The sequence below is a fragment of the Streptomyces sp. NPDC001068 genome (genome assembly GCF_042897315.1).
GTDB lineage: Bacteria > Actinomycetota > Actinomycetes > Streptomycetales > Streptomycetaceae > Streptomyces.
This window is the reverse complement of record NZ_JBIAYD010000002.1, coordinates 505,633-527,936: the sequence shown is the minus strand read 5'-3', so window position 1 is coordinate 527,936 and position 22,304 is coordinate 505,633. Positions and strand designations below refer to the sequence as shown.

Below are 22,304 nucleotides of genomic sequence, written 5' to 3'. Positions count from 1 at the left end.
ACCCCACCAGGCTCGCGGTCGGCGCCCGGCGACGACAGCGGCGACAACGCCACGGTTCAAAAGGATCCCGCCAGGGCCCTGCCGCGGTGGCCGGCCGCTACTCGCCCCTGGTGAAGGTACGCCGGTAGTCGGTCGGTGTCGTACCGAGAATGCGCTGGAAGTGCAGCCGGAGATTGGCCCCGGTGCCGAGACCGGCGTCGTCGGCGATCTGCTCCACGCTCCGTTCCGAGCGCTCCAGCAGTTCCCGGGCCAGGTCGATCCGGGCGCGCATCACCCACTGCATGGGGGTGTACCCGGTGTCCGCGACGAAGCGCCGCGAGAAGGTCCGCGCCGAGACCCCCGCGTGCCGGGCGAGCGCGTCCAGGGTGAGCGGCTCGCCCAGCCGGTGCAGCGCCCACTCGCGGGTCGCGGCGAACCGCTCACCGAGCGGCTCGGGCACACTGCGCGGTACGTACTGGGCCTGGCCGCCGCTGCGGTAGGGGGCCGCGACCAGCCGCCGGGCCGCGTGGTTCGACGCGGCCACGCCGAGGTCGCCGCGCAGGATGTGCAGGCACAGGTCGATGCCCGAGGCGGCACCTGCCGACGTCAGCACGCTGCCCTCGTCGACGAAGAGGACGTTCTCGTCGACCTGGACGAGCGGATGCTTCTCCGCCAGGGACCGCGTGTAGTGCCAGTGGGTCGTGGCGCGCCGGCCGTCGAGCAGCCCGGTCGCGGCGAGCGCGAAGGCGCCCGTGGAGATGGCGGCCACCCGGGCTCCCCGCCGGTGCGCGGCGAGCAGCGCCTCGACGACGGCCGGCGGCGGGTCGTTGCGGTCGGGGAAGCGGTAGCCGGGCACGAACACGATCTCCGCCCACTCCAGCGCGTCCAGGCCGTGGGCGACGTGGTACGACAGCCCGTCGCCGCCGGCGACCAGGCCGGGCGCCGCCCCGCACACCCGTACCTCGTACGGCATGCTCGCCCGGGTCGTGAACACCTGCGCGGGGATTCCGACGTCGAGCGGCTTCGCCCCCTCGAGGACCAGGACGGCGACATGATGCAGACGGGTGGCAGGCACGTCGGACAGGGTACGAGCCGGTTCCCGGTCGCCGCCGGGGCGGCGCCCACGTGTCGGGTCCGCTCGTGGCCGGTTAGGGCACGACTCTGTCCGAGGTACATCCCTCAACGAGGCACACCCATCTCCGGGGAGCGCCCTTGCCCGGGGAACGCACCCGCCCCGGGCACGCCTCCTCCCCGGCGCCAGGACGGCACCGGGCCGAGGCGGCGGCGGTCCCGAACGGTCCCGCGCGTCACCGGAGCCGTCTCAGATACGTCAGACCGGGCTCGCCGGACAGGCGTGTCTCCCCGGTGAGGGTGAAACCGGTACGGGCCAGCACGGCCCGGGACGCCCTGTTGTCGACCCTGGCCGCGGCCCGCAGCAGGTTCAGTCCGTATCCGGAGGCGGCGAGGGCGCAGACCTCGCGCACGGCCGAGGTGGCGAGCCCGCGCCCCGTGGCCCGCTCGGCGATCCGGTAGCCGAGGTCGGCGGCACCGTCCGCCACGTCCACCAGGTTGACCCGCCCCAGCACCTCGCCCGACTCGCCGAGTATCACGTGGAAGTAGCAGATCCCGTCGTCCTGTTCGGCCAGCAGCGCGCGGAGCCGTTCGCCGAACCGGGCGAAGTAGTCGTCGCCGCGGTCGGGGACGGCCGCCGCGAAGTAGGCCCGGTTCTCCTTCTCGAAGGCGAGGAGCGCCGGGGCGTGGTCCGGACGGAGCAGGTGCAGCTCGGGCATGCCGAGGACGGTAGGCACCCCGGCCGTTCGGCCGCCAGTGCTTTACGCCTTGCGCAGGTCCTTGACCCGGCGGAGCTTGCCGAGCGAACGCTCCAGGGTCTCCGGGTCGACGACGGTCACCTCCACGGTGACACCGACGCCGTCCTTGACGCCCTGCACGATGGCCCTCGCGGCGGCCTCGCGGTCGGCGGCGCCGGCGTCGGGCCTGGCCTCCACACGGACCGTCATGTGGTCCATCCGGCCACGCGTGCTGAGCTGGATCTGGAAGTGCGGGGCCACGCCCGGCGTACGCAGCACGATCTCCTCCACCTGGCTCGGGAAGACGTTGACCCCGCGCAGGATGATCATGTCGTCGCAGCGGCCGGTGATCTTCTCGATCCGGCGCAGTCCGGGACGCGCGGTGCCGGGCAGCAGCCGGGTCAGGTCCCGGGTGCGGTAGCGGACGACGGGCAGCGCCTCCTTGGTCAGCGAGGTGAAGACCAGCTCACCGCTCTCGCCCTCGGCCAGCACCTCGTCGGTCAGCGGGTCCACCACCTCGGGGAGGAAGTGGTCCTCCCAGACGTGCAGTCCGTCCTTGGTTTCGACGCACTCCTGCGCGACTCCCGGGCCGATGACCTCGGACAGCCCGTAGATGTCGACGGCGTGGATGTCCAGGCGCTCCTCGATCTCGCGGCGCATCTCCTCCGTCCAGGGCTCGGCGCCGAAGATGCCGACCTGGAGGGAGGTGGAGCGGGGATCGACGCCCTGCCGCTCGAACTCGTCGAGCAGGGTCAGCATGTAGGAGGGCGTCACCATGATGATCTCGGGACGGAAGTCCTGGATGATCTGCACCTGGCGCGCGGTCATGCCGCCGGAGGCGGGGATCACCGTGCAGCCCGCGCGTTCCGCGCCGTAGTGGGCGCCCAGACCGCCGGTGAACAGGCCGTAGCCGTAGGAGATGTGCACCTTGTGCCCGGGGCGGCCGCCGGCCGCCCGGATGGAGCGGGCGACCACGTCCGCCCACATGGACAGGTCGTTCTCGGTGTAGCCGACCACGGTCGGGCGGCCGGTGGTGCCGCTGGAGGCGTGCACGCGCCGCACCTCGGACATCGGGACGGCGAACATGCCGTAGGGGTAGGTGTCCCGCAGGTCCGCCTTGGTGGTGAAGGGGAAGCGGGCGAGGTCCGCGAGGGTGTGGCAGTCCTCGGGCCGGACGCCCGCCGCGTCGAACTTCTTCCGGTACAGCTCCACGTTGTCGTAGGCGTGCCGCAGGGTCGCGCGCAGCCGGGTCAGCTGAAGTGCCGTCAGCTCCTCGCGGGACATCCGCTCGGCGTCGTCCAGGAGTGCCTCGGGAAGCGGCTCTCCCCGGCGGGTGGCCCTCGGCCCGGGTGCGATCACTTCGCTGCTCATCACGGCTCCTCGATCGGGGTGCGGAGGGTCCGGCTGCGGCCCCGGAACTCCGCGATCACGTCGTCTCCGCGTACCACGCTCACGTCGTAGACACCGCTGCGGCCGAAGCGAACGCGCTCACGCGCCGTGGCCACCAGCACGTCGCCCTCGTACGCGGGCGCCACGAAGTCGATGTCGGCGCCGGCGGCGACGGTCACCGGGCCGTGGCTGTTGCAGGCGCAGGCGAACGCCGAGTCGGCCAGGAGGAAGAGATAGCCGCCGTGGGCGATCCGGTGCCCGTTGACCTGGGAGGACGTCACGGTCATCCGCAGTACGGCGGTTCCCTCACCGTGCTCGACCAGCTCGATGCCGAGCCCCCGTGACGCCTCGTCCGCGGCGAACATCGTCTCGACGGGGCCAGGCGTCGTCTCCGGTACCCGGGTCGTCATTCCCACCACCTTGTGGACCGACCGAACATTCGGTTAGCGTGCGGTGTGGTCAAGTAATCCAGCAAGCCCTCCGCATGTCAAGAGGTGCACCGAGTGCCGCACAGGACCCCCGAGAGGCCCCGCCGTCCCGCCCCCGACCGGGTCCCGGCCGGAGCCGTGAGGGCCGCCCGGGCCGAGGCCGTCCGCCACGCGGCGTCGCTGCCGTCGCGTCCCGTCCCCACCGCCGCCGAGGAGGCCGCCTGATGCCGGACGTCTACCTGATCGACGGTGCCCGCACCCCGCAGGGCCGCTACGGCGGTGCCCTGTCCGGCGTACGCCCCGACGACCTCGCGGCCCTCGTCGTCGGTGAGGCCGTCCGGCGTGCCGGAGTGCCCGGCGAGGCCGTGGACGAGGTCGTCCTCGGTGCCGCCAACCAGGCGGGCGAGGACAACCGGGACGTGGCCCGGATGGCGGTGCTGCTGGCCGGGCTGCCGCACACCGTGCCCGGCTACACCGTCAACCGGCTGTGCGCCTCGGGCCTGACGGCCGTGGCCTCGGCGGCCCAGGCCATCCGGGCCGGCGAGGCCGGTCTCGTGGCCGCCGGGGGAGTGGAGTCCATGACCCGGGCGCCCTGGGTGACGGAGAAGCCGGGCACGCCGTGGGCCAAGCCGGGCCAGACGTACGACACCGCCCTCGGCTGGCGGTTCACCAACCCGAGCTTCACCGCCGCCGACCGGGCCGTCCCGGCGGACGCCGGACCCGAGGCGGTCAGGGTCACGCTGTCCATGGGCGAGACCGCCGAGGAGGTGGCGGCGCTGGACGGCATCACCCGCGCCGAGTCCGACGCCTTCGCCCTGCGCAGCCACCAGCGGGCGGTGGCCGCCCAGGAGGCTGGCCGCTTCGACCGTGAGATCGTCGCCGTCCCGGTGCGGGACGGCGAGGTGACCCGGGACGAGGGGCCCCGTCCCGGCAGCACCCTGGAGAAGCTAGGGGCCCTGCGGACCGTCTTCCGCGCGAACGGCGTGGTCACCGCGGGCTCGTCCTCCCCGCTGTCCGACGGTGCGGCGGCCCTCGTGGTCGCCGGCGCCGAGGCGGTGGAGCGCCACGGCCTCACCCCCCGCGCCCGGATCGTCGCCTCGGCCTCCGCCGGGGTCCAGCCCAACCTGATGGGTCTGGGCCCGGTTCCCGCCACCGAGAAGGCGCTGGCCCGGGCCGGCTGGCGGACCGGCGACCTGGACGCCGTGGAACTCAACGAGGCCTTCGCCGTGCAGGCCCTGGCCGTCTCCCGGCGCCTCGGGCTCGACATGGACAGGGTCAACGCCGACGGCGGCGCCATCGCCCTCGGGCATCCGCTCGGCTGCTCCGGCGCCCGCATCCTGCTCACCCTCCTGGGCCGCCTGGAACGCGAGAACGGCCGCCGCGGCCTGGCCACGCTCTGCGTGGGCGTGGGCCAGGGCGTGGCGCTGCTGGTCGAGCGGGTGTGAGCACTCCCGCCGGCCGGTCGGCTTCGCCGGCCGCCGGTCCGGTGCGGCCCTTGCCAGATCGGGGAGGGCATCCCTTATGATGAACCGAACGAATGGTCGGTAGGGAGTGGGTGAAGATGACCGCAGCGGCCGAGAGGGACGCCGGGCACGACCTGGAGTCCCGTTTCGAGGAGACGATCTCGCGCGACCAGCGGATCGAACCGCGTGACTGGATGCCGGAGGGCTACCGCAGGACGCTGGTGCGCCAGATCGCCCAGCACGCGCACTCGGAGATCATCGGCATGCAGCCGGAAGGCGAGTGGATCACCAGGGCGCCCTCGCTGCGCCGCAAGGCGATCCTGTTCGCCAAGGTCCAGGACGAGGCGGGTCACGGCCTGTACCTCTACTCGGCCGCCGAGACCCTGGGCGTCGACCGGGCGGACCTCACCGAGCGACTGCTCGAAGGCCGCCAGAAGTACTCGTCGATCTTCAACTACCCCACGCCCAGCTTCGCGGACGTCGGGGTCATCGGCTGGTTCGTCGACGGCGCGGCCATCTGCAACCAGGTCCCCCTGTGCCGCAGCTCCTACGGGCCCTACGCGCGCGCCATGGTGCGGATCTGCAAGGAGGAGTCCTTCCACCAACGGCAGGGCTACGAACTGCTGATGACGATGATGCGCGGCACCGACGCCCAGCGGCGGATGGTGCAGGACTCGGTGGACCGCTGGTGGTGGCCGTCCCTGATGATGTTCGGGCCGCCCGACGACGACTCGCCCAACTCCGCGCAGTCGATGGCCTGGAAGATCAAGCGGCACAGCAACGACGAACTGCGCCAGCGCTTCGTCGACATGACCGTGCCCCAGGCGGCCAAGCTGGGTGTCACCCTGCCCGACCCCGACCTGCGCTGGAACGAGGAGCGCGGCCGCCACGACTTCGGCACCCCCGACTTCGCCGAACTCAAGGAAGTCATCAGCGGCAACGGCCCCTGCAACGGGGAACGGATGCGGCGCAGGCGCGACGCCCACGAGGAGGGCGCCTGGGTGCGCGCGGCCGCCGTCGCGCACGCCGCCAAACAGGCCGCCCGGGCAGGCAAGGAGACCGTCGCATGAGCGACTCGCAGAACTGGCCCCTGTACGAGGTGTTCATCCGCGGCAAGCGGGGCCTCAACCACGTCCACGTCGGCTCGCTGCACGCCGCGGACGACGAGATGGCCCTCACCCACGCCCGCGACCTGTACACCCGGCGCAACGAGGGCGTCAGCATCTGGGCCGTGCGCTCGGACCACATCGCCGCCTCCACCCGGGACGAGAAGGACCCCTTCTTCGCCCCCAGCGCCGACAAGGTCTACCGGCACCCGACCTTCTACGACATCCCCGACGATGTCCCGCACATCTAGGAGCCGGTGATGAGCGACGACCACGTCTACCTCTCGCTCGCCGAGGACCACGACGACGGTGACGCCCGATGGGCCTTCGGCACGGGCTTCGAGGACCCCCTGCACGGTGTCGACACCGCCGTGCCCGAGGGCGTCGACACGGCCCGGCTGGCCGCCGACTGCCTGGCCCTCGGGGACGACGCCCTGGTGCTGGCGCAGCGCCTCGCCGAGTGGGTCACCCGGGCGCCCGAGCTGGAGGAGGAGGTGGCGCTCGCCAACATCGGGCTCGACCTGCTCGGCCAGGCCCGGCTGCTGTACGCGCGCCGCGGCCAGGTGGACGGCAGCGGCCGCACCGAGGACGCCTACGCCTACTTCCGCGACGCCGACGACTTCCGCAACGTACGCCTCGCCGAGCTCCCCAACGGCGACTTCGCCTTCTCCGTCCTGCGGCTGCTGGTGTTCGCCAGCGGGCGCCTCGCCCGCTTCACCGAACTGACCGCCGCACCCGACCCGGTGCTCTCGGCGATCGCGGCCAAGGGTGTGAAGGAGCTGACCTACCACCGGCAGTACGCCGCCGAATGGGTGGTACGCCTGGGCGACGGCACGGAGGAGTCCCACGGGCGGATGCTCGCCGCCCTGGAGTCGCAGGCCCCCTACTGGGAGGAGCTGTTCGCCGCCGACGAGGTGCGTGACGCGGTCCTCGCCGACCTCCGGCAGGTCCTCGACGCGGCCGGACTCCCCATGCCGCACACCGCGCCCCTGCCCGGCCACGGCCGGCACGGCGCACACACCGAACACCTCGCCCCGCTCCTGGCCGAGCTGCAGGGCGTCGCGCGCGCCCACCCGGAGGCGACATGGTGACCGTCCTGTCCGACGCCGAGCGGGCGCGGCACCTCGCCGAACAGGTCCCCGACCCGGAACTCCCCATGCTCACCCTGGCCGACCTCGGGGTGCTCAGGGCCGTGACGGTCGAGCCCGACGGCACCGTGGTCGCGGGTCTGACGCCCACCTACTCCGGCTGCCCGGCCATGGCCGAGATGCGGGCCCAGGTCGCCGCCCGGCTGCGCGCGGCCGGCTTCGACCGCGTCGAGATCCGCACGGTCCTCGATCCGCCGTGGACCAGCGACTGGATCACCCCCGAAGGGCGCCGCAAGCTCGCCGAGCACGGCATCGCACCGCCCGCGCCGGCACCCCGCCACCGCGCCGGTCCCCTGCCGCTGGACCTGTCACCGATCCGGCGCACGGTCGCGTGCCCGCACTGCGGATCGGCCGCCACCGAGGAGACCTCGCGCTTCGCGGCCACCTCCTGCAAGGCGCTGTGGCGGTGCCTGGCCTGCCGCGAGCCGTTCGAGTACGTCAAGGAGATCTGATGGCAGAGCTGACGGCACCCCCCGCCGGTGCCCCCGCGACGACGGCTCGGCGCCGCCGCCCGGCCTTCCATCCCCTGCGCGTCGCCGCCGTCCAGCGCCTGTGCGAGGACGCGGTGGCGGTCACCTTCGACATCCCCGCGGGCCTCGCGAAGGAGTTCGCCTTCGGCCCCGGCCAGTCCCTCACCCTGCGCCGTGAGACCGACGGGCGCGACGAGCGGCGTTCCTACTCGATCTGCTCACCGGTGGGGGCACCGCCCCGGATCGGCGTGCGGGAGGTGCCCGGCGGGCTCTTCTCCTCCTGGCTGGTCCACGACGTGCGGCCCGGCGACGTCGTCGAGGTGATGGCACCGACCGGCGCCTTCACCCCCGACCTGACCGTGCCCGGCCACCACGTGCTCGTCGCGGCGGGCTCGGGCATCACACCCATGATGTCCATCGCGGAGTCCGTCCTGGCGGCCGACGACCACTCGGCGGTCACGCTGTTCTACGGCAACCGGCGGACCGACACCGTGATGTTCGCCGACGAACTCGCCGACCTGAAGGACGAGTACCGGACCCGCTTCCACCTCGCCCACGTGCTGTCCCGAGAGCCCCGCGAGGCCGAACTCCTCACCGGCCGGCTCGACGGCGACCGCCTCGCCGCTCTCGTCGCGGGGCTGGTCGACGTCTCCGCCGCCGATCACTGGTGGCTGTGCGGACCGCACGGCATGGTGCTGGACGCCCGGCGGGTCCTGGCCGGGCTCGGCGTCCCCGACGGGCGGATCCACCAGGAGCTGTTCTTCGCCGACGAACCGGTCGAACCCGTGCGCCACGAGGAGCCGGCGGCGACCGGCCCGGCCAGCGAGGTCACGGTCACCCTGGACGGCCGCTCGACCACGGCCCGGCTGCCGCGCGGCACCGCTCTCCTGGACGCGGCGGCCCGCATCCGCCCGGACCTGCCCTTCGCCTGCAAGGGCGGGGTCTGCGGGACCTGCCGGGCCCGGATCACCGAGGGCGAGGCCGACATGCGCCGCAACTACGCCCTCGAACCCGCGGAGGTCGAGGCCGGCTACGTGCTGACCTGCCAGACGTATCCGGTCTCCGAGAAGCTGACGGTCGACTACGACAGCTGACCGGCCCCGCGGCCGACGCCCCGGCATTCCCCCCGCGGCGGCCGTCCCGGCAGCCCCTTCGGACGCTGGCCCGGCAATTCCGGCGGCCGCCGTCCCGGCAGCCCCACGCGTCCCGCCCCGGCGGGGAGTCGGTCTCCGCCCCGCCGGGGCGGAGACCGACTCCCCGCCGGGCGCCGTGTCCACACCCTTGCGGCTTCCCGCGGATGTTGCCACGCTGGTCGTTCACGTTGTCTCTTCCCGCTCTCCGCGCGGCGTTCGCGAGTTCGCCGGCCCGACCAGTCCCGGCCCGACCGTTCGTGCGCGCTGCTCTCCGTCCCGGCACCGACGTGCGTACTCCGTGGCACGCCGGGGTGACCGGCCGGACGGCCGCCGCCTCACCTGGGGGAGCACATCATGGACACCAACGAGGAGGCCTCCCGCGGCCTGACCGACATCCAGGACTTCCTCTACCAGCAGGCTCATCTGCGGGCGGCACGCCGGCGGGTCACGGACTTCACCGCCCGGGAGCCGGGGCTGACGCAGGACCAGAGGACGGACATCGAACGCTGGTACCTCGCGGAACAGACCTATGTGGCCCGCATGGTGACGCAGCACATCGCCGCGAGCATCGACGTGGTGGAACAGCGCCATCGCGCCCGCTTCGGGCACTGGCTGCGCGGCACCCTGACCGCGATGATCCTGATCACCGCGGTGATGGCGCTGTGCGTGACCGTGGTGCTGGTCGGCGCGTCGTAGGCCCCGCCGCCGGCCGTGGCGGCGGCCCGGCCGGGGCAGGTCCGGTCCGCCCCGCCGGTGCCGCAGGGGAACCGGCGGGAGCGCCGGGGAGCGGGCCCCGGCCTCCTTCGCACGGGCCCTCGGCCCGTGGTCCTACCGCTGGCGCATGAGCCATTCGGTGAACCGGACCTCGCCGAGGTCCGCGTCCGGGCCGGGCAGCAGCGTGTCGTCCCGCAGCTCGGCGCCCCAGTACCGGGCGTGCGGGTCCGTGACGACCTTGCGGGGGTCGTGCGCCGCGTCGAAGGCGATCCGGATGAACTCCTCCAGCCGGAACACGTCCGGCCCGGCGACCTCCACCACACCGTGGACCGGCGCGGCGAGGGCGGCGCGGGTCACGGCCGCGGCCACGTCGTCGGAGACCAGCGGCTGGATCTTCGCGTCCGGCAGGCGCACGGTGTCGCCCTCGGTGAGCCCGTCGGCCAGCCCCTTCGCGAACTCGAAGAACTGCGTCGCGTGGACGACGGACCAGGGGGTGCCGGCGGCCTTGATCAGGTCCTCCTGGGCCTTCTTGGCCCGGAAGTACCCGCTGCCCTGGAGCCGGTCGGTGCCCACCACGGACAGCGCCACGTGGTGCCGTACGCCGGCCTCGGCCTCGGCCCGCAGGAGGTTGGCCGTGGAGGTGCGGAAGAACTCGAGGACGGCCTGGTCCTCGAACGACGGGGAGTTGGACACGTCGACCACGACCGAGGCCCCCTGGAGGGCTTCGGCGAGTCCCTCGCCGGTGAGGGTGTTGACGCCGGTGCTGGGCGCGGCCGCGACCGCCTCGTGCCCCTGCCCGACGAGCCCGGCGACGACCTTCGAGCCGATGAGCCCGGTGCCACCGATGACGACGACCTTCATGACGGAATTCCTCTCGGAGGTTCTCTGATGTCTGCACCAGAGAAGACCGGACAGGTGCGCCGTCTGTGACAGGCCCGCGGCATCCGGCCGGTCTCAACCGTCCAGCGAGGCCGCGTAGCGTGCCAGCTTGGCCGGGGTCAGCACCCACATGAGGCGTTCGATGCCGCGTGCCGAGACGTCTGCCGACAGCAGCGCCACCGGGTTCCCGTCGGCCGTGACCAGGATGGCCGGCCTGCCGTTGGCCTCGGTCCAGCGGACCTCCGACCCGGGCCAGAACCTTGGTGCGAAGGCGACGAGGTACCGGGAGACGTGCGCGATCCCGACGACCGGGATCCTGGACGCGCCGCGCATCCCGCCACCGTCGGCGTAGCTGACCACGTCCTCGGTGAGGACCTCCTCGAGCACCGAGAGGCGGCCGTTCTGCGCGGCGGCGAGGAAGACCTCCAGGAAACGCCGGTGTTCGGCGGAGTCCACCGGTTCCCGGCGCTCCGCCGTCAGGTGCCTGCGGGCCCGGCTCACCAGCTGGCGTGCGTTGGCCTCGCTGGTCTCCACGATGTCCGCGATCCGTGCGTAGGCGTAGTCGAACGCCTCCCGCAGCACGTAGGCGGCCCGCTCCACCGGGTTGAGCTTCTCCAGGAGCAGGAGTACCGCGAGGTCGAGCGCTTCCGCGCGTTCCGCGCCCAGCTGGGGGTCCGCGCTCGTGTCGACGGGCTCGGGCAGCCAGGGGCCGACGTAGGCCTCCCGGCGCACCCTGGCGGACTGGGTGACGTTGATCGCCAGCCGGGTGGTGATCGTGGCGAGGAACGCGGCCGGTTCCTGGACATCGGCGCGGTCGGTGTTCTGCCACCGCATCCACGCCTCCTGGACGACGTCCTCCGCTTCGGCGGCGCTGCCGAGCACGCGGTAGGCGATACCGAAGAGCTGGGGGCGCGCCGCGACGAATTCCTTCGTCGCCTGGTCGAGGGAGTCTGGGCTCCCGTTGTCAGCGCCGCGCATCGATGTCCTCCAGAGTCGGATCATCATGCTACAAGCTGGCATCGCACAGAACGGCACAGAGGGGTACGAACCGTCCCTACCGCGCCGCAGATCCATGTCTTCTCGGCCGCCGGCGTCGAAGCGTCGAAGGCCGGTGCCGAGGGACGCCGAATCCACGGAGGTGCCCCATCATGTCGGACAGGAACGCGGCGACCGGCCCCGGCGGACCGTCTCTGCCTGAGGGATGGCATGCGGCGGTGACGGTGTTGCAGGAGGCCGCGCCGATCGCCGTCCCCGAAGGAGCCACGGCGATGACCATCCGCGTCGAGTGGGAGCCGGGCGCTCCCGGAACCCCGCCGCACCGCCACTTCGGACCCGCTTTCGGGTACGTGCTCGAGGGCGCCGTGCGCTTCGAGCTGGAGGGCGAGCCGGAGCGGGTGGTCGAGGCGGGCGGCACGTTCTGGGAGCCGGGCGGTGACGTGATCCACTACCAGGACGGCAACGCCCTCGCGGACGCGCGGACCCGGTTCGTGGTGGTCATGATGTGCGCGCCGGGCAGGCCGATGCTGGAGCTGGTCGACGAGGGCGAACTGGCCGAGCGGGCTCACCTGCGCGCGCCGCGTCCCACCACGACCTGACCTGACCCGACCCGACCCGACCCGATCCGACCCCATCCGATCCGACCCCATCCGATCCGGCCCGGGCCGCCCCGACCCGGGTCGCCCCGACCCGGGCCGCGCGGTGGCCGCGCCTTCCCGCCCGAGGGCCGGGGAGGACGCGGCCGGTGCTGCCGGCGAACCGGGAGGTCAGCCGAACTGGCCGGGCTGGTAGTCCCCGGCGGGCTGCTGGTTGACGACGTTGATGCGGTTGTAGGCGTTGATGACCGCGAGCAGCGAGATCAGGGCGACGAGCTGCTCCTCGTCGAAGTGCTTGGCGGCGGCGGCCCACGCCTCGTCGGAGACGCCCCCGGCCGCGTCGGCGATCCTGGTGCCCTGCTCCGCGACCTCCAGGGCGGCGCGCTCCGCCTCGGTGAACACGGTCGCCTCGCGCCAGACCGCCACCAGGTTCAGGCGCTGCTGGGTCTCCCCGGCCACCGCGGCCTCCTTGGTGTGCATGTCGGTGCAGAAGCCGCAGCCGTTGATCTGGCTCGCGCGGATCTTCACCAGCTCCTGGACCGTGGCCGGCAGCGTCGAGTCCGCGACCGCCATGCCGGCGGAGTTGATGTGCTTGAGCACCTTGCCGGCGAGCGGGTGGCCGAAGTAGTTGAGACGTGATTCCACGATGATCTCCTTGCCGCGTTGCGGCTGCTGTGTGGCGGATACACAGGAATGACCGGAGCGGGCCGGGATGTGTGACAGCGAGCAGGGTGTGACGTGGGCCTCATCCGGCGGCCCGGTGGCGCGCGCCGGTCAAGACCGGGTCGGGCGGCGGTAAAGCCCGGGGCATGGGACCGCGGCCGCGGCCTGATGCCTGACGGGTGCTGGCCCTGTGGCCATGTGGTGTTCACGTGGGGGCAGTTGGGCTGGGCCAGGGTGCGGTCGTTGTCAGCTCAGCTGTTCCTCGGGAGGGCGTCATGACCGCACAGGCAGACTCGACACAGGACAGACCGGCGGAGGGTTCGGACGGGTTCAGCCGCCGTCACGCGCTGGGCCTGCTGGGGACCGCGGGGGCGGGTGTCGCCGCCACCGGACTGCTCGGGGCGGGGACGGCACAGGCCGCCGCGAACGAGGCTCCGGCCTTCCACCTCACCGCCGACTCCTCCGGCGCGCCTCCGGTCCAGGGCCTGCACCTGACCTTCGGGGCCGACCCGCGCACCCAGATGACGGTGTCGTGGATCACGGACCGGCCGGTGAGCCGGCCCGTCGTGCGCTACGGCACCCTGGAGCACGGCTTCGGATCGAGCAAGAAGGCCGAGACGGTCACCTACGTCGACGGCACCTCCAACCGCACCGTGCACGTCCACCACGCCCTGCTGAAGGGGCTGGCCCCGGACACCGACTACCTCTACCTGGCCACGCACGAGGGGGCGACCCCCGACAGCGGCACGTTCCGCACCGCTCCGCAGGGCCGCCGGCCGGTCACCTTCACCAGCTTCGGCGACCAGTCCGCACCGCAGGTCACCTGGGCCGCCGACGGATCCGTGGGCCTCGACGCCAACTCCACGCCCGCCACGAAGGACATCGTCACCGGCATCGAGCAGGTCGCCCCGCTCTTCCACCTCCTCAACGGCGACCTGTGCTACGCCAACCTGGACGTCGACCGGGTGCGGACCTGGAACAACTTCTTCACCAACAACACCCGTTCGGCGCGCTTCCGCCCCTGGATGCCGGCGGCGGGCAACCACGAGATCGAGAAGGCCAACGGCCCGCTCGGCCTCGGCGCCTACCAGGCCTACTTCTCCCTGCCGTCCACCGAGAAGGATCCCGAACTCGCGGGCCTGTGGTACGCGTTCACGGCCGGCTCGGTGCGGGTGATCGTGCTGCAGAACGACGACAACTGCCTCCAGGACGGCGGCGACGTCTACATCAGCGGCTACTCGGGCGGCCGCCAGCTCGCGTTCCTGGAGCGGGAACTGAAGGCGGCGCGCTCCTCGAAGGACGTCGACTGGGTGGTCGTGGCCATGCACCAGGTCATGGTCAGCTCCTCGGACGCCAACGGCGCGGACCTCGGCCTGCGCGAGAAGTACGGTCCGCTCTTCGACCGCTACGGCGTCGACCTGGTGCTCTGCGGCCACGAGCACAACTACGAGCGGTCGCTGGCCGTGCGGGGTGTCGTGGCCGGCAGCGAGACGCTGACGCCCAACCCGGTCTCCCACGCCACCGACGACATCGACGCCGACCTGGGCACCGTGCACATGATCCTGGGCGGCGGGGGCGTCTCGGGCACCACGAACGAGAAGTTCTTCACCGACGGCACCGGCAAGGTGATCACGGCGGTGTCGGCGACCCCCGGTTCCAACGGCAAGCGGACCTCCACCTACGTGAAGGAGCAGGCCGTCTGGGTGGGCGTCCGGGACGTCGAACACCCCTATGGCTTCGCGGCCTTCACCGTCGACCCGGGGCGGCACCCGGGGGACACCACCCGCATGCACGTCACGTACTACAACGTGAACAAGCCGAACGGCGACCTGTCCGTCTTCGAGAACTTCACCCTGCACCGCAAGCGCTCCGACGGCCACGGCCGCTGATCGCCGGCGGGGCCGGGCGGCCTGCGCCCGGCCCCGCCGGACGGCCTTCCGTGATCGTGTGCACACTGGCCGAAAACCGACGAACCCCCGTCGGATCGGCAGGGATTGTAGCGAAGCGCGCACTGGAAATACTTGGTTAAGCAAGTATATGCTCCCCGGTGGGGTGGCCGGCGGTAGAACGCGTGACCGGTGCCCCGGTTCAACAACATGACAAGCTTGTGGAAGGAAGTGCCGTGGCACCGGTGCTGGTCGGACTCGAAGGTCTGCTGGCGGGGGAGCGCATCCCGGTCCTGGACACCCGCGTCACCTTCGGACGCAACTCGGAGAACACCGTCGTCATCTCCAGCCTCAGTGTCTCCCGCTTCCACGCGGAGATCGTCTTCGACGAGGACAAGGGTTACGTCCTGCGCGACCTGGAGAGCAGCAACGGCACCCTGGTCAACGGCGAGGAGGTGGAGTCCCGGCTGCTGCAGCCCGGTGACGAGATCTCCCTGGGCGACCAGGAGTTCCGGTTCGAGGTCGCGGACGCCATGGAGACGCTGATGGCGCTCTCCCTCCCGCGGTCCGTGACGCACGGCGCGGCGGAGAGCGAACGCGGGCCGGTGCTGCGGGTCACCGTGGCCGGCGGCGGTCCGGTCGGCCTGTCCTTCGCCCTGCTCCTGGAGCACTTCCTCGGACCCCAGGCCCAGATCACCGTCTACGACGGCAGGTGGCGCAAGCAGGGCCGTTCCGTCGTCTGGAAGGGCCCGGACGAGGGGAACGTACGACGCCTGCAGGTGGTGACAGTGCAGAGCCGCCAGTACCTCGCCTGGCCGCAGGAGGTCCAGGACCGCCTCTTCGACCCGGAGCACTACACCGAGATGTGGCCCTCCGGCCCCGACTCGGTCGGCGACAACCATCCGCGCAACATGCGCATCGCCTACATCGAGGACCGGCTGCTGGAGCTGGCGAACGAGAAGCGGGACCGGATCCGGCTCATACCCGCCCGGTTCGACGCGGAGGAACAGCAGGAGGCGCTCGCCTCCCAGCACGTGCTCGCCATCTGCGACGGCGGCCGCTCCCGCACCCGGGACCGCTTCGCCGCCCGCTTCGGCAAGGCCGACGAGTCGATCTACTCCCTGGACGGGCGCCACCTCCAGGACGTCGTCCTCGGACTGCGGGTCAAGTCCGGCCTGACCGACCCCATGGCGGTGCTGCTGACCGTCGCCCAGAACCGCTTCCTGCTCAACTCGCTGCGCGGCGAGGGCTTCCTCAACATGCGGCTCACCGACGCCGAGGCCGCCGAGGTCATCGGACTCGACCCGGTCCGCCGCGTCTTCGAGGAGTGCATCGCCTCCCGGCCGTGCCTGATGGACCGCGACCAGTACGGCGACTTCCAGTGCGCGACCCACGGCACGCTGTTCCTGCCCGCCCTGGTCAAGGGCTCACCGCTGTGGCGGCGGGTGAACGAGGGGCTGAAGCTGTTCGGCGTCGAGTCCGACGACCTGTCGGCGGTCACCAGCTTCCGTCTGGACATGGTGCAGCGCCCGCGCTTCTCCGCCGAGTTGCTGCCGCCCACCGCCAACACCCCGGGGACGTACGGCTTCATCCTCGGCGACGCCGCCAACGCCATCCACTTCTGGCCCGGCCGCGGCCTGAACAGCGGTCTGGCGTCCGCGATCTCACTGGCCCGGTCCCTGAACGGGGCATGGAACGGACGGCCGTTCCGGGACGCGGACTTCCTGCGGCACGAGGCGGCCATGTCGATGCTCCAGTACCGGCACAAGAGCCGGGCCTGGAAGGCGATGGTCACCACCGACGACCAGGGTGTCACCTGGGCCATCAAGGACATCATCGGCCACGGCATCGACGGGATCCCCAGCGAGCCCGACCGTGCGGCGGACACCAAGACGCTGCTGGAGCGCATGCAGGCCATCCGGGCGCGGCTGGCGCTCCGCCTGGAGGGAATGCCGGACGACGAGGCGATCCTGGAGCGCCTGGCCACCCTGCAGCCCGCCACGCTGCGGATGCTCGTGCTCAGCGGCGCGTGGGACACCCTGACCATGGGCGGTGAAGAGGTCGACATCGACATCTTCTACGGCGAGGACTCGTCCGCGGCCGCCGCGGCGGTGGGTGCGCTGGAGCCGGCCGCCCAGCCTTAGGACGTACCCCGGCCGGACCGTTCGCCCGGCACCCCGCCGCCGCCCGGTGCGGCGGCGGGGTGCTGTCGCGATCAGGTGCGGGGACGGTGGCCCTTCTCCTGGTGCGGGTAGCTCTGGTCGGCCTGCGGGAGCGTGGGCTTGGGCAGGGTGGCGACCTCCTCCTTCGCCTTCTCCAGCTGCTCGGCCGTGTCGTGGGGGAGACGGGGCGGACGCGGCCTGCCCTCGCGGAACCGGAACGCGCTGGTGAGGTCGCCGAAGGTGGCGCGCCGCCAGTCGGTGACGTTCGGCTCCTCGACGCCGGTGAAGCGCTCGAGGAACTGCAGGGCGGAGGTGTGGTCGAAGGCCTCGGTGGCGACCCACCCGCCCACCGTCCACGGCGAGACGATGATGGCGGGGACCCGGAAGCCGCCGCCGATCGGCAGCCCCTGGATGAACTCGCCCTCGGTGCCCGCGGGCGGGGTCGGCGGCGCCACGTGGTCGAAGAGGCCGTCGTTCTCGTCGTAGTTGAGGATGAACGCGGTCTTGCGCCACACCTTCGGGTTCGAGGCGATCGCCTCGATCTTGGACGCCACGTAGTCGGCACCGGCGGCCGGCAGGTAGTTCGGGTGCTCCGACTGGTAACTCGTGGGGCAGATCCACGACACCGTCGGCAGCCGGTCGTTGCGGGCGTCGTCCTCGAAGGTCCCCTGCGGCTGCGGGCGTACGCCCCGCTCGTACAGGTCGGAGCCGGGCTGCGCGTTCTTGAAGGCCGCGAACTGCTCCAGCATGTTCGTGCCGTAGTCGTCCTCCTCCTGGTACACCTTCCAGCTGACGCCGGCGGCCTGGAGGCGTTCGGCGTAGGTGGTCCAGCGGTACGGAGCCGGCGCGGAGTTGCTGATGACGGGGCCGCCCAGGGTGCCGCCCGGGTCGATGCTCCCGGTCATCCACATCAGCCGGTTGGGCCAGGTGGGACCGAAGACGGAGCAGAAGTAGTTGTCGCAGACGGTGAAGGTCTCCGCGAGGGCGAACTGGAAGGGGATGTCCTTGCGGGTGTAGTAGCCCATCACGTACGGGCCGTTCACGCCGTCGGCCTTGCGGTGGGCCGGCAGCCACTGGTCCATCTTGCCGTTGTTCCACGCCTGGTGCTGCACGGACCAGGCGTGGCTGGTGGAGGGGATGGCCTGGGCGCTGGAGGTGTGGGTGTCGAGGTGGAAGGGCAGCAGGTAGCCCTTGGGGTTGACGGCGTCGGGCTGGTAGAAGACGGACTGCCCGTTGTCCAGCTTCAGCGCGTGCGGGTCGGCGAAGCCGCGGACGCCGGAGAGGGTGCCGAAGTAGTGGTCGAAGGACCGGTTCTCCTGCATCAGCATGACGACGTGTTCGATGTCGCGCAGCGAGCCGTGCTTCGGCGGTCCGGCGGCCACGGCCTGCTGGACGCTGGGCGGCAGCAGGGAGAGGGCCGCGGCGCCGCCGAGGGCGCCTGCTGCGGAGCCCAGGAGTCTGCGACGGGTCAGCTCAGCCATGGATGCTCCTTGTCTCGGGCCCTCGGGGGGAGGACCTTTGCGGGAGTGACGGCAGGCCCGGCCGCGCGGACGGGCCGCCGTTCACTGTGGGCCCCGGGAGGCGGGGTGCATCAGGGGTGGCCGGTGAACTCCGGGCCAACGCAGGGATGGAGTTGGCCCGGAGTTTGCTTTCAACACCGTTACGTCGTGCAGGCGTTGCCGGGCGTTGAGGAACGTTGGCCGTTACACCGGTCTCGTCACTGGCCGGGGGCGAGGACGTAGGTGTTGAGGGTGCCCACGGTGCTGAGCGGGGTGGGCGAGCCGGTGTCGTACCGGTCCACGGCGAGGTAGTTGGGCTTCTTGCGGGCCGCGGGGGTGCAGAAGTTCTGCGTGCGGTTGAGGAGCTTGCCGTTGTCGGTGGCGGCGGTGGAGGCGATCGGGTAGTCCCGGAAGTGGTTCATCACGAAGAGCGGGTGGAACGCGGCCGAGTCGGTGGTGAGGGGTCTGTCGGTGCCCCAGCGGCTGTAGCAGGACCAGTCGGAGCCGCCTATGCCGCCGCCCATGGACCAGTAGTTCTCCACGGTCCATTCGCGCTGGTACATGACGCCGAAGGTGTCCCGGGTGGCCCAGCCGGCCGCGGTGTCGCTCGCCCGGGTGCGGTCGCTGAAGATCAGCAGCTGCTTGCCGCGGGCCGCGAGGTCGGCCATCGTGGGCCAGCCGTTGGCGGCCACGCCCTCCTGGTCCGGCCGGTACAGCACGTCGGAGAGGCCGTTGACCGAGGCCAGGGAGGACTTCAGCACGTCGGACGACGCGTAGTCCTCCAGGAAGACCGTCGCGAACTGGCCGGGGTGGGCCTTGAGGAAGTCGACCATGCGCTGGAGGTCGGTGGCGAGCGGAACCGGGCTGCTCACCCCGTCGCAGCTGTTGTGGCAGAGCACGGCCCGGCCGGAGACCGTGTAGTCGTCGAGCATGAAGCCGCGGACGCCGTCCGACAGCTGCCGGGCGATGCCGTAGTTCTGGTTCGGGAAGAGGTTGACCGGGAACGACGCGAAGTTGCCGTCGGAGCCGTTGGCGAAGGCGTTGTGCGCGGTCAGGAAGGTGACCTGGTCCAGGGTCCTGGTGTCGGCGGACGGCATCGCCGAGGTGGCGTAGGCGGCCGGGGTCAGGTACCAGCGCGCGGGGTCGCCCGCGGCGCCCAGCTGTACCGTGCCGGAGGCGGAGCCGGTGAGGTACTGCGCGGTGCCGGGGACGGCGACCGTGTAGGTGCCGTCGGCGCCCGCCGTGACGCTCCAGGTGGTGCCGTCCGCGCCGCAGCCCGCGGTCACCGCGGCGGTGCCGCCGCGGCCCAGGCAGGTGCCCGACTCGTCGGCGTTGCGCAGCTGGTAGCCGCCGTCGACCGCGACGGCCGACCACTGCTGGTGGTCTTCGTTCCCCTTGGGGTTGTGGGCCGCCACGGTGCCGCCGCTGTCGGCCGCGTTCAGGCCGGTGGCCGCGTTCTGGAGGTAGACCGGGGCGGCGGGGAGGGCCGCCGAGGCGGTGCCCGGCAGCAGGACGGGTGCCGCGAGGGCGAGGACGGCGGAACAGCACAGGACGCGCAGGGGGCGCAGTCGCACGGGATTTCCCTTCACTCTGACACGAGGTACCAACGCTGTCAGAGGGATGAGATATCCGGTGGGACGTGTGCCGCGCCAGTGTTCCCGGCTGAATTGTCTTGCACATGACCGAATGTGACGACCAGTCAGTAGCCGAACCGCCCCGTCGCGGCCGCACTGCCGCGAAATCCTGGAATTGACTCTGTCGAAAGTAGCGGGCCATGTTCGACCGGCGCGGACACCGCGCACCCCACTCCGCGAGCCGGGTGGGCCAGATCTGACCGAGTCAACTCTGGGTTGTATCGTGGGCCGCGCCGGCACCGCGGCCGCACGGCGGCGCCATCCGCGGCCGGGCACCCAGGTGTGGAGGGCGGTGACCATGGAGCAGTCGGTGGGCGACCTCCTCAAGGGCAGGGGGCTGCGCAGCACGGCCCAGCGCCGGGCGGTGCTGACCGCGCTGCGGGGCCACCCGCACTCCACCGCGGCCGACCTGGAGACACGCGTCGCCGAGTCCGGCGGCCTGTCCCGGCAGGGCCTGTACAACGTCCTGGAGGACCTGACGAAGGCGGAGCTCGTCCGCTGCATCGAGCCGGCCGGTTCACCCACGAGGTACGAGCTGCGCGTCGGCGACAACCACCATCACCTCGTCTGCCGTCGGTGCGGTCTGATCGAGGACGTCGACTGCCGCGTGGGCGCGGCCCCGTGCCTCACCCCCGGGAAGGACCTGGGCTTCGCCGTCGACGAGGCCGAGATCACCTGGTGGGGCCTGTGCGCGGAGTGCCAGAGGACCGCCGAGGCCTGACCGGTCGTAGGCGGCACTGGTCGTAGGCGGCACCGGTGGTAGGTGGCACCGGTGGTTGGCGGCACCGGTGGTAGGCGGCACCGGCCGCCGGTGGTGCCCGCCGTCCGAGGTGGTGACGCAGGTCACCCCGCCAATTCGGCCGATCGCGGAATGCGCGCTCGGTCCGGTTGGCTGAAACGTTTCTGGGGGTGTGCTGGGCAAGGACGCTCGGCGCGGCGGACCCCGGAGGACGAAGACACCTCCCGGCTCCGCCCCGCTCCCCGTCCCCGGACAGCCGTCCCCGAAAGGTTCGCTCACCCACCATGCCTCTGGCCCTGCTTGCCCTTGCCGTCGTCACCTTCGGCATAGGCACCACCGAGTTCGCCACCATGGGCCTGCTGCCCCAGATCGCGGACGGGGTGGGTGTCTCCGTGCCGCATGCCGGCAACCTCGTCTCCGCCTACGCGCTCGGCGTCGTCGTCGGCGCTCCCGTACTCACCGGCATCGGGGCGCGGGTACCGCACAAGCGCCTGCTGCTCCTGCTGACCGGTCTGTTCGTGGTGGGCAACACCGCGTCCGCGCTCGCCCCGAACTTCGGTCTCCTCTTCGCCGCGCGCTTCCTGGCCGGTCTGCCGCACGGCGCGCTGTTCGGCGTGGGCGCCGTCGTCGCCTCCCGGCTGGTGGCTCCCGAACGTGCGGCCCGCGCCGTCTCCAGCGTGTTCCTCGGCCTCACCGTCGCGAACATCGTCGGCGTTCCCGCGGGTACCGCCCTCGGCCAGCACCTCGGCTGGCGGTACGCCTACTGCGCGGTCGCCGTCATCGGTCTGGTGGCGCTCGCCGCGCTCGCCCTTCTCGTGCCGCACCAGCCGCGCGGACCGCAGGCGGGCGTCCGGCGGGAGCTGCGGGCCATGGGCAACCGGCAGGTCTTCATCGGCCTCGCCACCGCCGTCGTCGGCTTCGGCGGCTTCTTCGCCGTCTACAGCTACCTCGTCCCCATGCTGACCCACCTCACCGGCATCTCCGACGCCTCCACCACCTGGGTCCTCGCCCTGTACGGCGTCGGCATGACCCTCGGCACCCTGGCCGCGGGCCCCCTCACCGACCGGGCCCTGCGCCCGACGCTGTACGCCGGGATCGTCCTGCTGGCGACCGGGCTCGTGACGTTCTACTTCACCGTCCACAGCACGGTGCCGGCGCTGGTCACGGTCACCTTCATCGGCGCCATGGGCGCGCTCATCACCACGCCCGTCCAGATGCTGCTGATGATCAACGCGAAGGACGCGCCGACCATGGCGGCCGCCTCCAACCACTCCGCCTTCAACCTGGCGAACGCCTCCGGTGCCTGGCTCGGCGGGCTGGTCATCTCGGCGGGCTGGGGGTGGGCGGCCCCCAACCTGGTCGGCGCGGCCCTCGCCCTGGCCGGGCTGGCGCTGGCGGTCACCGGCGGGGTTCTGGACCGCGGCGACCGCCCCTCGAAGGTGGTCACCTCGCAGGACGGCAATCCGGTGGTCGCCGCGGGCGAGGACGCCGGGGTCCGTTCCGTCGGGGAGCACCGGCCGGCCGGCTGAGCTGCCCGACCGAGCCACCGGCCGCCCACGGACGCCGCCGACCGGAACCGAGGGCACCGGCGACCGGAACCGAGGGCACCGGT

At 72.1% G+C, this 22,304-nt stretch carries 22 protein-coding genes; 13 read left to right on the top strand and 9 right to left on the bottom strand.

Features of this window, described 5'->3' with window-relative positions; translation table 11 throughout:
* Positions 1 to 97 precede the first annotated feature (97 nt).
* From ACFY3I_RS07525 to paaI, 4 genes are all read right to left on the bottom strand, one after another.
* On the bottom strand, positions 98 to 1,054 hold the full coding sequence (locus ACFY3I_RS07525; protein WP_390859793.1) for a GlxA family transcriptional regulator: 957 nt from the start codon (positions 1,052 to 1,054) through the stop codon (positions 98 to 100).
* Positions 1,055 to 1,286: 232 nt separating this feature from the next.
* On the bottom strand, positions 1,287 to 1,769 hold the full coding sequence (locus tag ACFY3I_RS07520) for a GNAT family N-acetyltransferase (RefSeq protein ID WP_390859792.1): 483 nt from the start codon (positions 1,767 to 1,769) through the stop codon (positions 1,287 to 1,289).
* A 42-nt stretch (positions 1,770 to 1,811) separates the two neighbouring features.
* Positions 1,812 to 3,158: a phenylacetate--CoA ligase PaaK gene (gene paaK, locus ACFY3I_RS07515; RefSeq protein ID WP_390859791.1), complete on the bottom strand. Its 1,347-nt coding sequence runs from the start codon at positions 3,156 to 3,158 to the stop codon at positions 1,812 to 1,814.
* On the bottom strand, positions 3,158 to 3,586 hold the full coding sequence (paaI, locus tag ACFY3I_RS07510; RefSeq protein ID WP_365287125.1) for a hydroxyphenylacetyl-CoA thioesterase PaaI: 429 nt from the start codon (positions 3,584 to 3,586) through the stop codon (positions 3,158 to 3,160). Before paaI ends, paaK begins: the two co-directional genes overlap by 1 nt.
* 93 nt (positions 3,587 to 3,679) lie before the next feature.
* Between paaI and ACFY3I_RS07505 the strand changes: the two genes are divergently transcribed.
* The 8 genes from ACFY3I_RS07505 (at position 3,680) to ACFY3I_RS07470 (ending at position 9,620) form a co-directional block, all read left to right on the top strand.
* Complete coding sequence (locus ACFY3I_RS07505) at positions 3,680 to 3,829, top strand: hypothetical protein (protein ID WP_390859790.1); 150 nt, start codon at positions 3,680 to 3,682, stop codon at positions 3,827 to 3,829.
* Positions 3,829 to 5,049, top strand: a complete 1,221-nt coding sequence (locus ACFY3I_RS07500) for a thiolase family protein (protein WP_390859789.1) — start codon at positions 3,829 to 3,831, stop codon at positions 5,047 to 5,049. The genes ACFY3I_RS07505 and ACFY3I_RS07500 overlap by 1 nt, the downstream gene beginning before the upstream one ends.
* A 116-nt stretch (positions 5,050 to 5,165) precedes the next feature.
* Entirely contained in the window at positions 5,166 to 6,137 is a 972-nt protein-coding gene (gene paaA / locus ACFY3I_RS07495) for a 1,2-phenylacetyl-CoA epoxidase subunit PaaA (RefSeq protein WP_390859788.1), read from the top strand.
* Positions 6,134 to 6,424 (top strand): 1,2-phenylacetyl-CoA epoxidase subunit PaaB, encoded by a 291-nt coding sequence (gene paaB / locus ACFY3I_RS07490; RefSeq protein ID WP_365287133.1) that lies wholly within the window; start codon positions 6,134 to 6,136, stop codon positions 6,422 to 6,424. Before paaA ends, paaB begins: the two co-directional genes overlap by 4 nt.
* A 9-nt stretch (positions 6,425 to 6,433) precedes the next feature.
* Complete coding sequence (gene paaC, locus ACFY3I_RS07485; RefSeq protein WP_390859787.1) at positions 6,434 to 7,264, top strand: 1,2-phenylacetyl-CoA epoxidase subunit PaaC; 831 nt, start codon at positions 6,434 to 6,436, stop codon at positions 7,262 to 7,264.
* Positions 7,258 to 7,773 carry a 1,2-phenylacetyl-CoA epoxidase subunit PaaD gene (gene paaD, locus ACFY3I_RS07480; protein WP_390859786.1) on the top strand — a complete coding sequence of 172 codons (516 nt, stop codon included), beginning with the start codon at positions 7,258 to 7,260 and terminating at the stop codon, positions 7,771 to 7,773. The genes paaC and paaD overlap by 7 nt, the downstream gene beginning before the upstream one ends.
* Positions 7,773 to 8,885, top strand: coding sequence for a 1,2-phenylacetyl-CoA epoxidase subunit PaaE (paaE, locus tag ACFY3I_RS07475; RefSeq protein WP_390859785.1), 1,113 nt, complete (start codon positions 7,773 to 7,775; stop codon positions 8,883 to 8,885). Before paaD ends, paaE begins: the two co-directional genes overlap by 1 nt.
* 393 nt (positions 8,886 to 9,278) lie before the next feature.
* A complete protein-coding gene (locus tag ACFY3I_RS07470; protein WP_365287141.1) occupies positions 9,279 to 9,620 on the top strand; it encodes a hypothetical protein in 342 nt (113 codons plus the stop codon).
* 132 nt (positions 9,621 to 9,752) lie between these two features.
* Here the strand turns inward: ACFY3I_RS07470 and ACFY3I_RS07465 are convergent, their stop codons facing one another.
* Together ACFY3I_RS07465 and ACFY3I_RS07460 are read right to left on the bottom strand one after the other, a co-directional pair.
* A complete protein-coding gene (locus tag ACFY3I_RS07465; RefSeq protein WP_390859784.1) occupies positions 9,753 to 10,499 on the bottom strand; it encodes an SDR family oxidoreductase in 747 nt (248 codons plus the stop codon).
* A gap of 93 nt (positions 10,500 to 10,592) precedes the next feature.
* Entirely contained in the window at positions 10,593 to 11,495 is a 903-nt protein-coding gene (locus ACFY3I_RS07460; RefSeq protein WP_390859783.1) for an RNA polymerase sigma-70 factor, read from the bottom strand.
* A 170-nt stretch (positions 11,496 to 11,665) separates the two neighbouring features.
* On the opposite strand from ACFY3I_RS07460, the gene ACFY3I_RS07455 reads away from it, so the two are divergent.
* Positions 11,666 to 12,112 carry a cupin domain-containing protein gene (locus ACFY3I_RS07455; RefSeq protein WP_390859782.1) on the top strand — a complete coding sequence of 149 codons (447 nt, stop codon included), beginning with the start codon at positions 11,666 to 11,668 and terminating at the stop codon, positions 12,110 to 12,112.
* A gap of 168 nt (positions 12,113 to 12,280) precedes the next feature.
* Here ACFY3I_RS07455 and ACFY3I_RS07450 read toward each other — a convergent pair whose 3' ends face one another.
* Positions 12,281 to 12,754, bottom strand: a complete 474-nt coding sequence (locus ACFY3I_RS07450) for a carboxymuconolactone decarboxylase family protein (RefSeq protein WP_390859781.1) — start codon at positions 12,752 to 12,754, stop codon at positions 12,281 to 12,283.
* Positions 12,755 to 13,047: 293 nt separating this feature from the next.
* On the opposite strand from ACFY3I_RS07450, the gene ACFY3I_RS07445 reads away from it, so the two are divergent.
* Positions 13,048 to 14,661 (top strand): metallophosphoesterase family protein, encoded by a 1,614-nt coding sequence (locus ACFY3I_RS07445; RefSeq protein WP_365287149.1) that lies wholly within the window; start codon positions 13,048 to 13,050, stop codon positions 14,659 to 14,661.
* Between the two features lie 233 nt (positions 14,662 to 14,894).
* Positions 14,895 to 16,802: an FHA domain-containing protein gene (locus ACFY3I_RS07440; protein WP_390859780.1), complete on the top strand. Its 1,908-nt coding sequence runs from the start codon at positions 14,895 to 14,897 to the stop codon at positions 16,800 to 16,802.
* Positions 16,803 to 16,873: 71 nt separating this feature from the next.
* On the opposite strand, the gene ACFY3I_RS07435 is transcribed toward ACFY3I_RS07440, so the two are convergent.
* Positions 16,874 to 18,301: an alkaline phosphatase family protein gene (locus ACFY3I_RS07435; RefSeq protein WP_390859779.1), complete on the bottom strand. Its 1,428-nt coding sequence runs from the start codon at positions 18,299 to 18,301 to the stop codon at positions 16,874 to 16,876.
* A gap of 236 nt (positions 18,302 to 18,537) precedes the next feature.
* Positions 18,538 to 19,893 (bottom strand): RICIN domain-containing protein, encoded by a 1,356-nt coding sequence (locus ACFY3I_RS07430; protein ID WP_390859778.1) that lies wholly within the window; start codon positions 19,891 to 19,893, stop codon positions 18,538 to 18,540.
* A gap of 358 nt (positions 19,894 to 20,251) precedes the next feature.
* Between ACFY3I_RS07430 and ACFY3I_RS07425 the strand changes: the two genes are divergently transcribed.
* Both ACFY3I_RS07425 and ACFY3I_RS07420 read left to right on the top strand, forming a co-directional pair.
* Positions 20,252 to 20,674 (top strand): Fur family transcriptional regulator, encoded by a 423-nt coding sequence (locus ACFY3I_RS07425; protein ID WP_390860105.1) that lies wholly within the window; start codon positions 20,252 to 20,254, stop codon positions 20,672 to 20,674.
* 302 nt (positions 20,675 to 20,976) lie between these two features.
* Positions 20,977 to 22,221, top strand: coding sequence for an MFS transporter (locus ACFY3I_RS07420; RefSeq protein WP_390859777.1), 1,245 nt, complete (start codon positions 20,977 to 20,979; stop codon positions 22,219 to 22,221).
* The last annotated feature ends 83 nt before the right edge of the window (positions 22,222 to 22,304 follow it).

Coding starts and splice junctions, on each gene's coding strand:
- ACFY3I_RS07520 (WP_390859792.1), bottom strand. CDS start 1,769: ATGCCCGAGCTGCACCTGCTCCGTCCGGACCACGCCCCGGCGCTCCTC.
- paaK (WP_390859791.1), bottom strand. CDS start 3,158: ATGAGCAGCGAAGTGATCGCACCCGGGCCGAGGGCCACCCGCCGGGGA.
- paaI (WP_365287125.1), bottom strand. CDS start 3,586: ATGACGACCCGGGTACCGGAGACGACGCCTGGCCCCGTCGAGACGATG.
- ACFY3I_RS07500 (WP_390859789.1), top strand. CDS start 3,829: ATGCCGGACGTCTACCTGATCGACGGTGCCCGCACCCCGCAGGGCCGC.
- paaA (WP_390859788.1), top strand. CDS start 5,166: ATGACCGCAGCGGCCGAGAGGGACGCCGGGCACGACCTGGAGTCCCGT.
- paaB (WP_365287133.1), top strand. CDS start 6,134: ATGAGCGACTCGCAGAACTGGCCCCTGTACGAGGTGTTCATCCGCGGC.
- paaC (WP_390859787.1), top strand. CDS start 6,434: ATGAGCGACGACCACGTCTACCTCTCGCTCGCCGAGGACCACGACGAC.
- paaD (WP_390859786.1), top strand. CDS start 7,258: ATGGTGACCGTCCTGTCCGACGCCGAGCGGGCGCGGCACCTCGCCGAA.
- paaE (WP_390859785.1), top strand. CDS start 7,773: ATGGCAGAGCTGACGGCACCCCCCGCCGGTGCCCCCGCGACGACGGCT.
- ACFY3I_RS07470 (WP_365287141.1), top strand. CDS start 9,279: ATGGACACCAACGAGGAGGCCTCCCGCGGCCTGACCGACATCCAGGAC.
- ACFY3I_RS07465 (WP_390859784.1), bottom strand. CDS start 10,499: ATGAAGGTCGTCGTCATCGGTGGCACCGGGCTCATCGGCTCGAAGGTC.
- ACFY3I_RS07460 (WP_390859783.1), bottom strand. CDS start 11,495: ATGCGCGGCGCTGACAACGGGAGCCCAGACTCCCTCGACCAGGCGACG.
- ACFY3I_RS07455 (WP_390859782.1), top strand. CDS start 11,666: ATGTCGGACAGGAACGCGGCGACCGGCCCCGGCGGACCGTCTCTGCCT.
- ACFY3I_RS07445 (WP_365287149.1), top strand. CDS start 13,048: ATGACCGCACAGGCAGACTCGACACAGGACAGACCGGCGGAGGGTTCG.
- ACFY3I_RS07435 (WP_390859779.1), bottom strand. CDS start 18,301: ATGGCTGAGCTGACCCGTCGCAGACTCCTGGGCTCCGCAGCAGGCGCC.
- ACFY3I_RS07425 (WP_390860105.1), top strand. CDS start 20,252: ATGGAGCAGTCGGTGGGCGACCTCCTCAAGGGCAGGGGGCTGCGCAGC.
- ACFY3I_RS07420 (WP_390859777.1), top strand. CDS start 20,977: ATGCCTCTGGCCCTGCTTGCCCTTGCCGTCGTCACCTTCGGCATAGGC.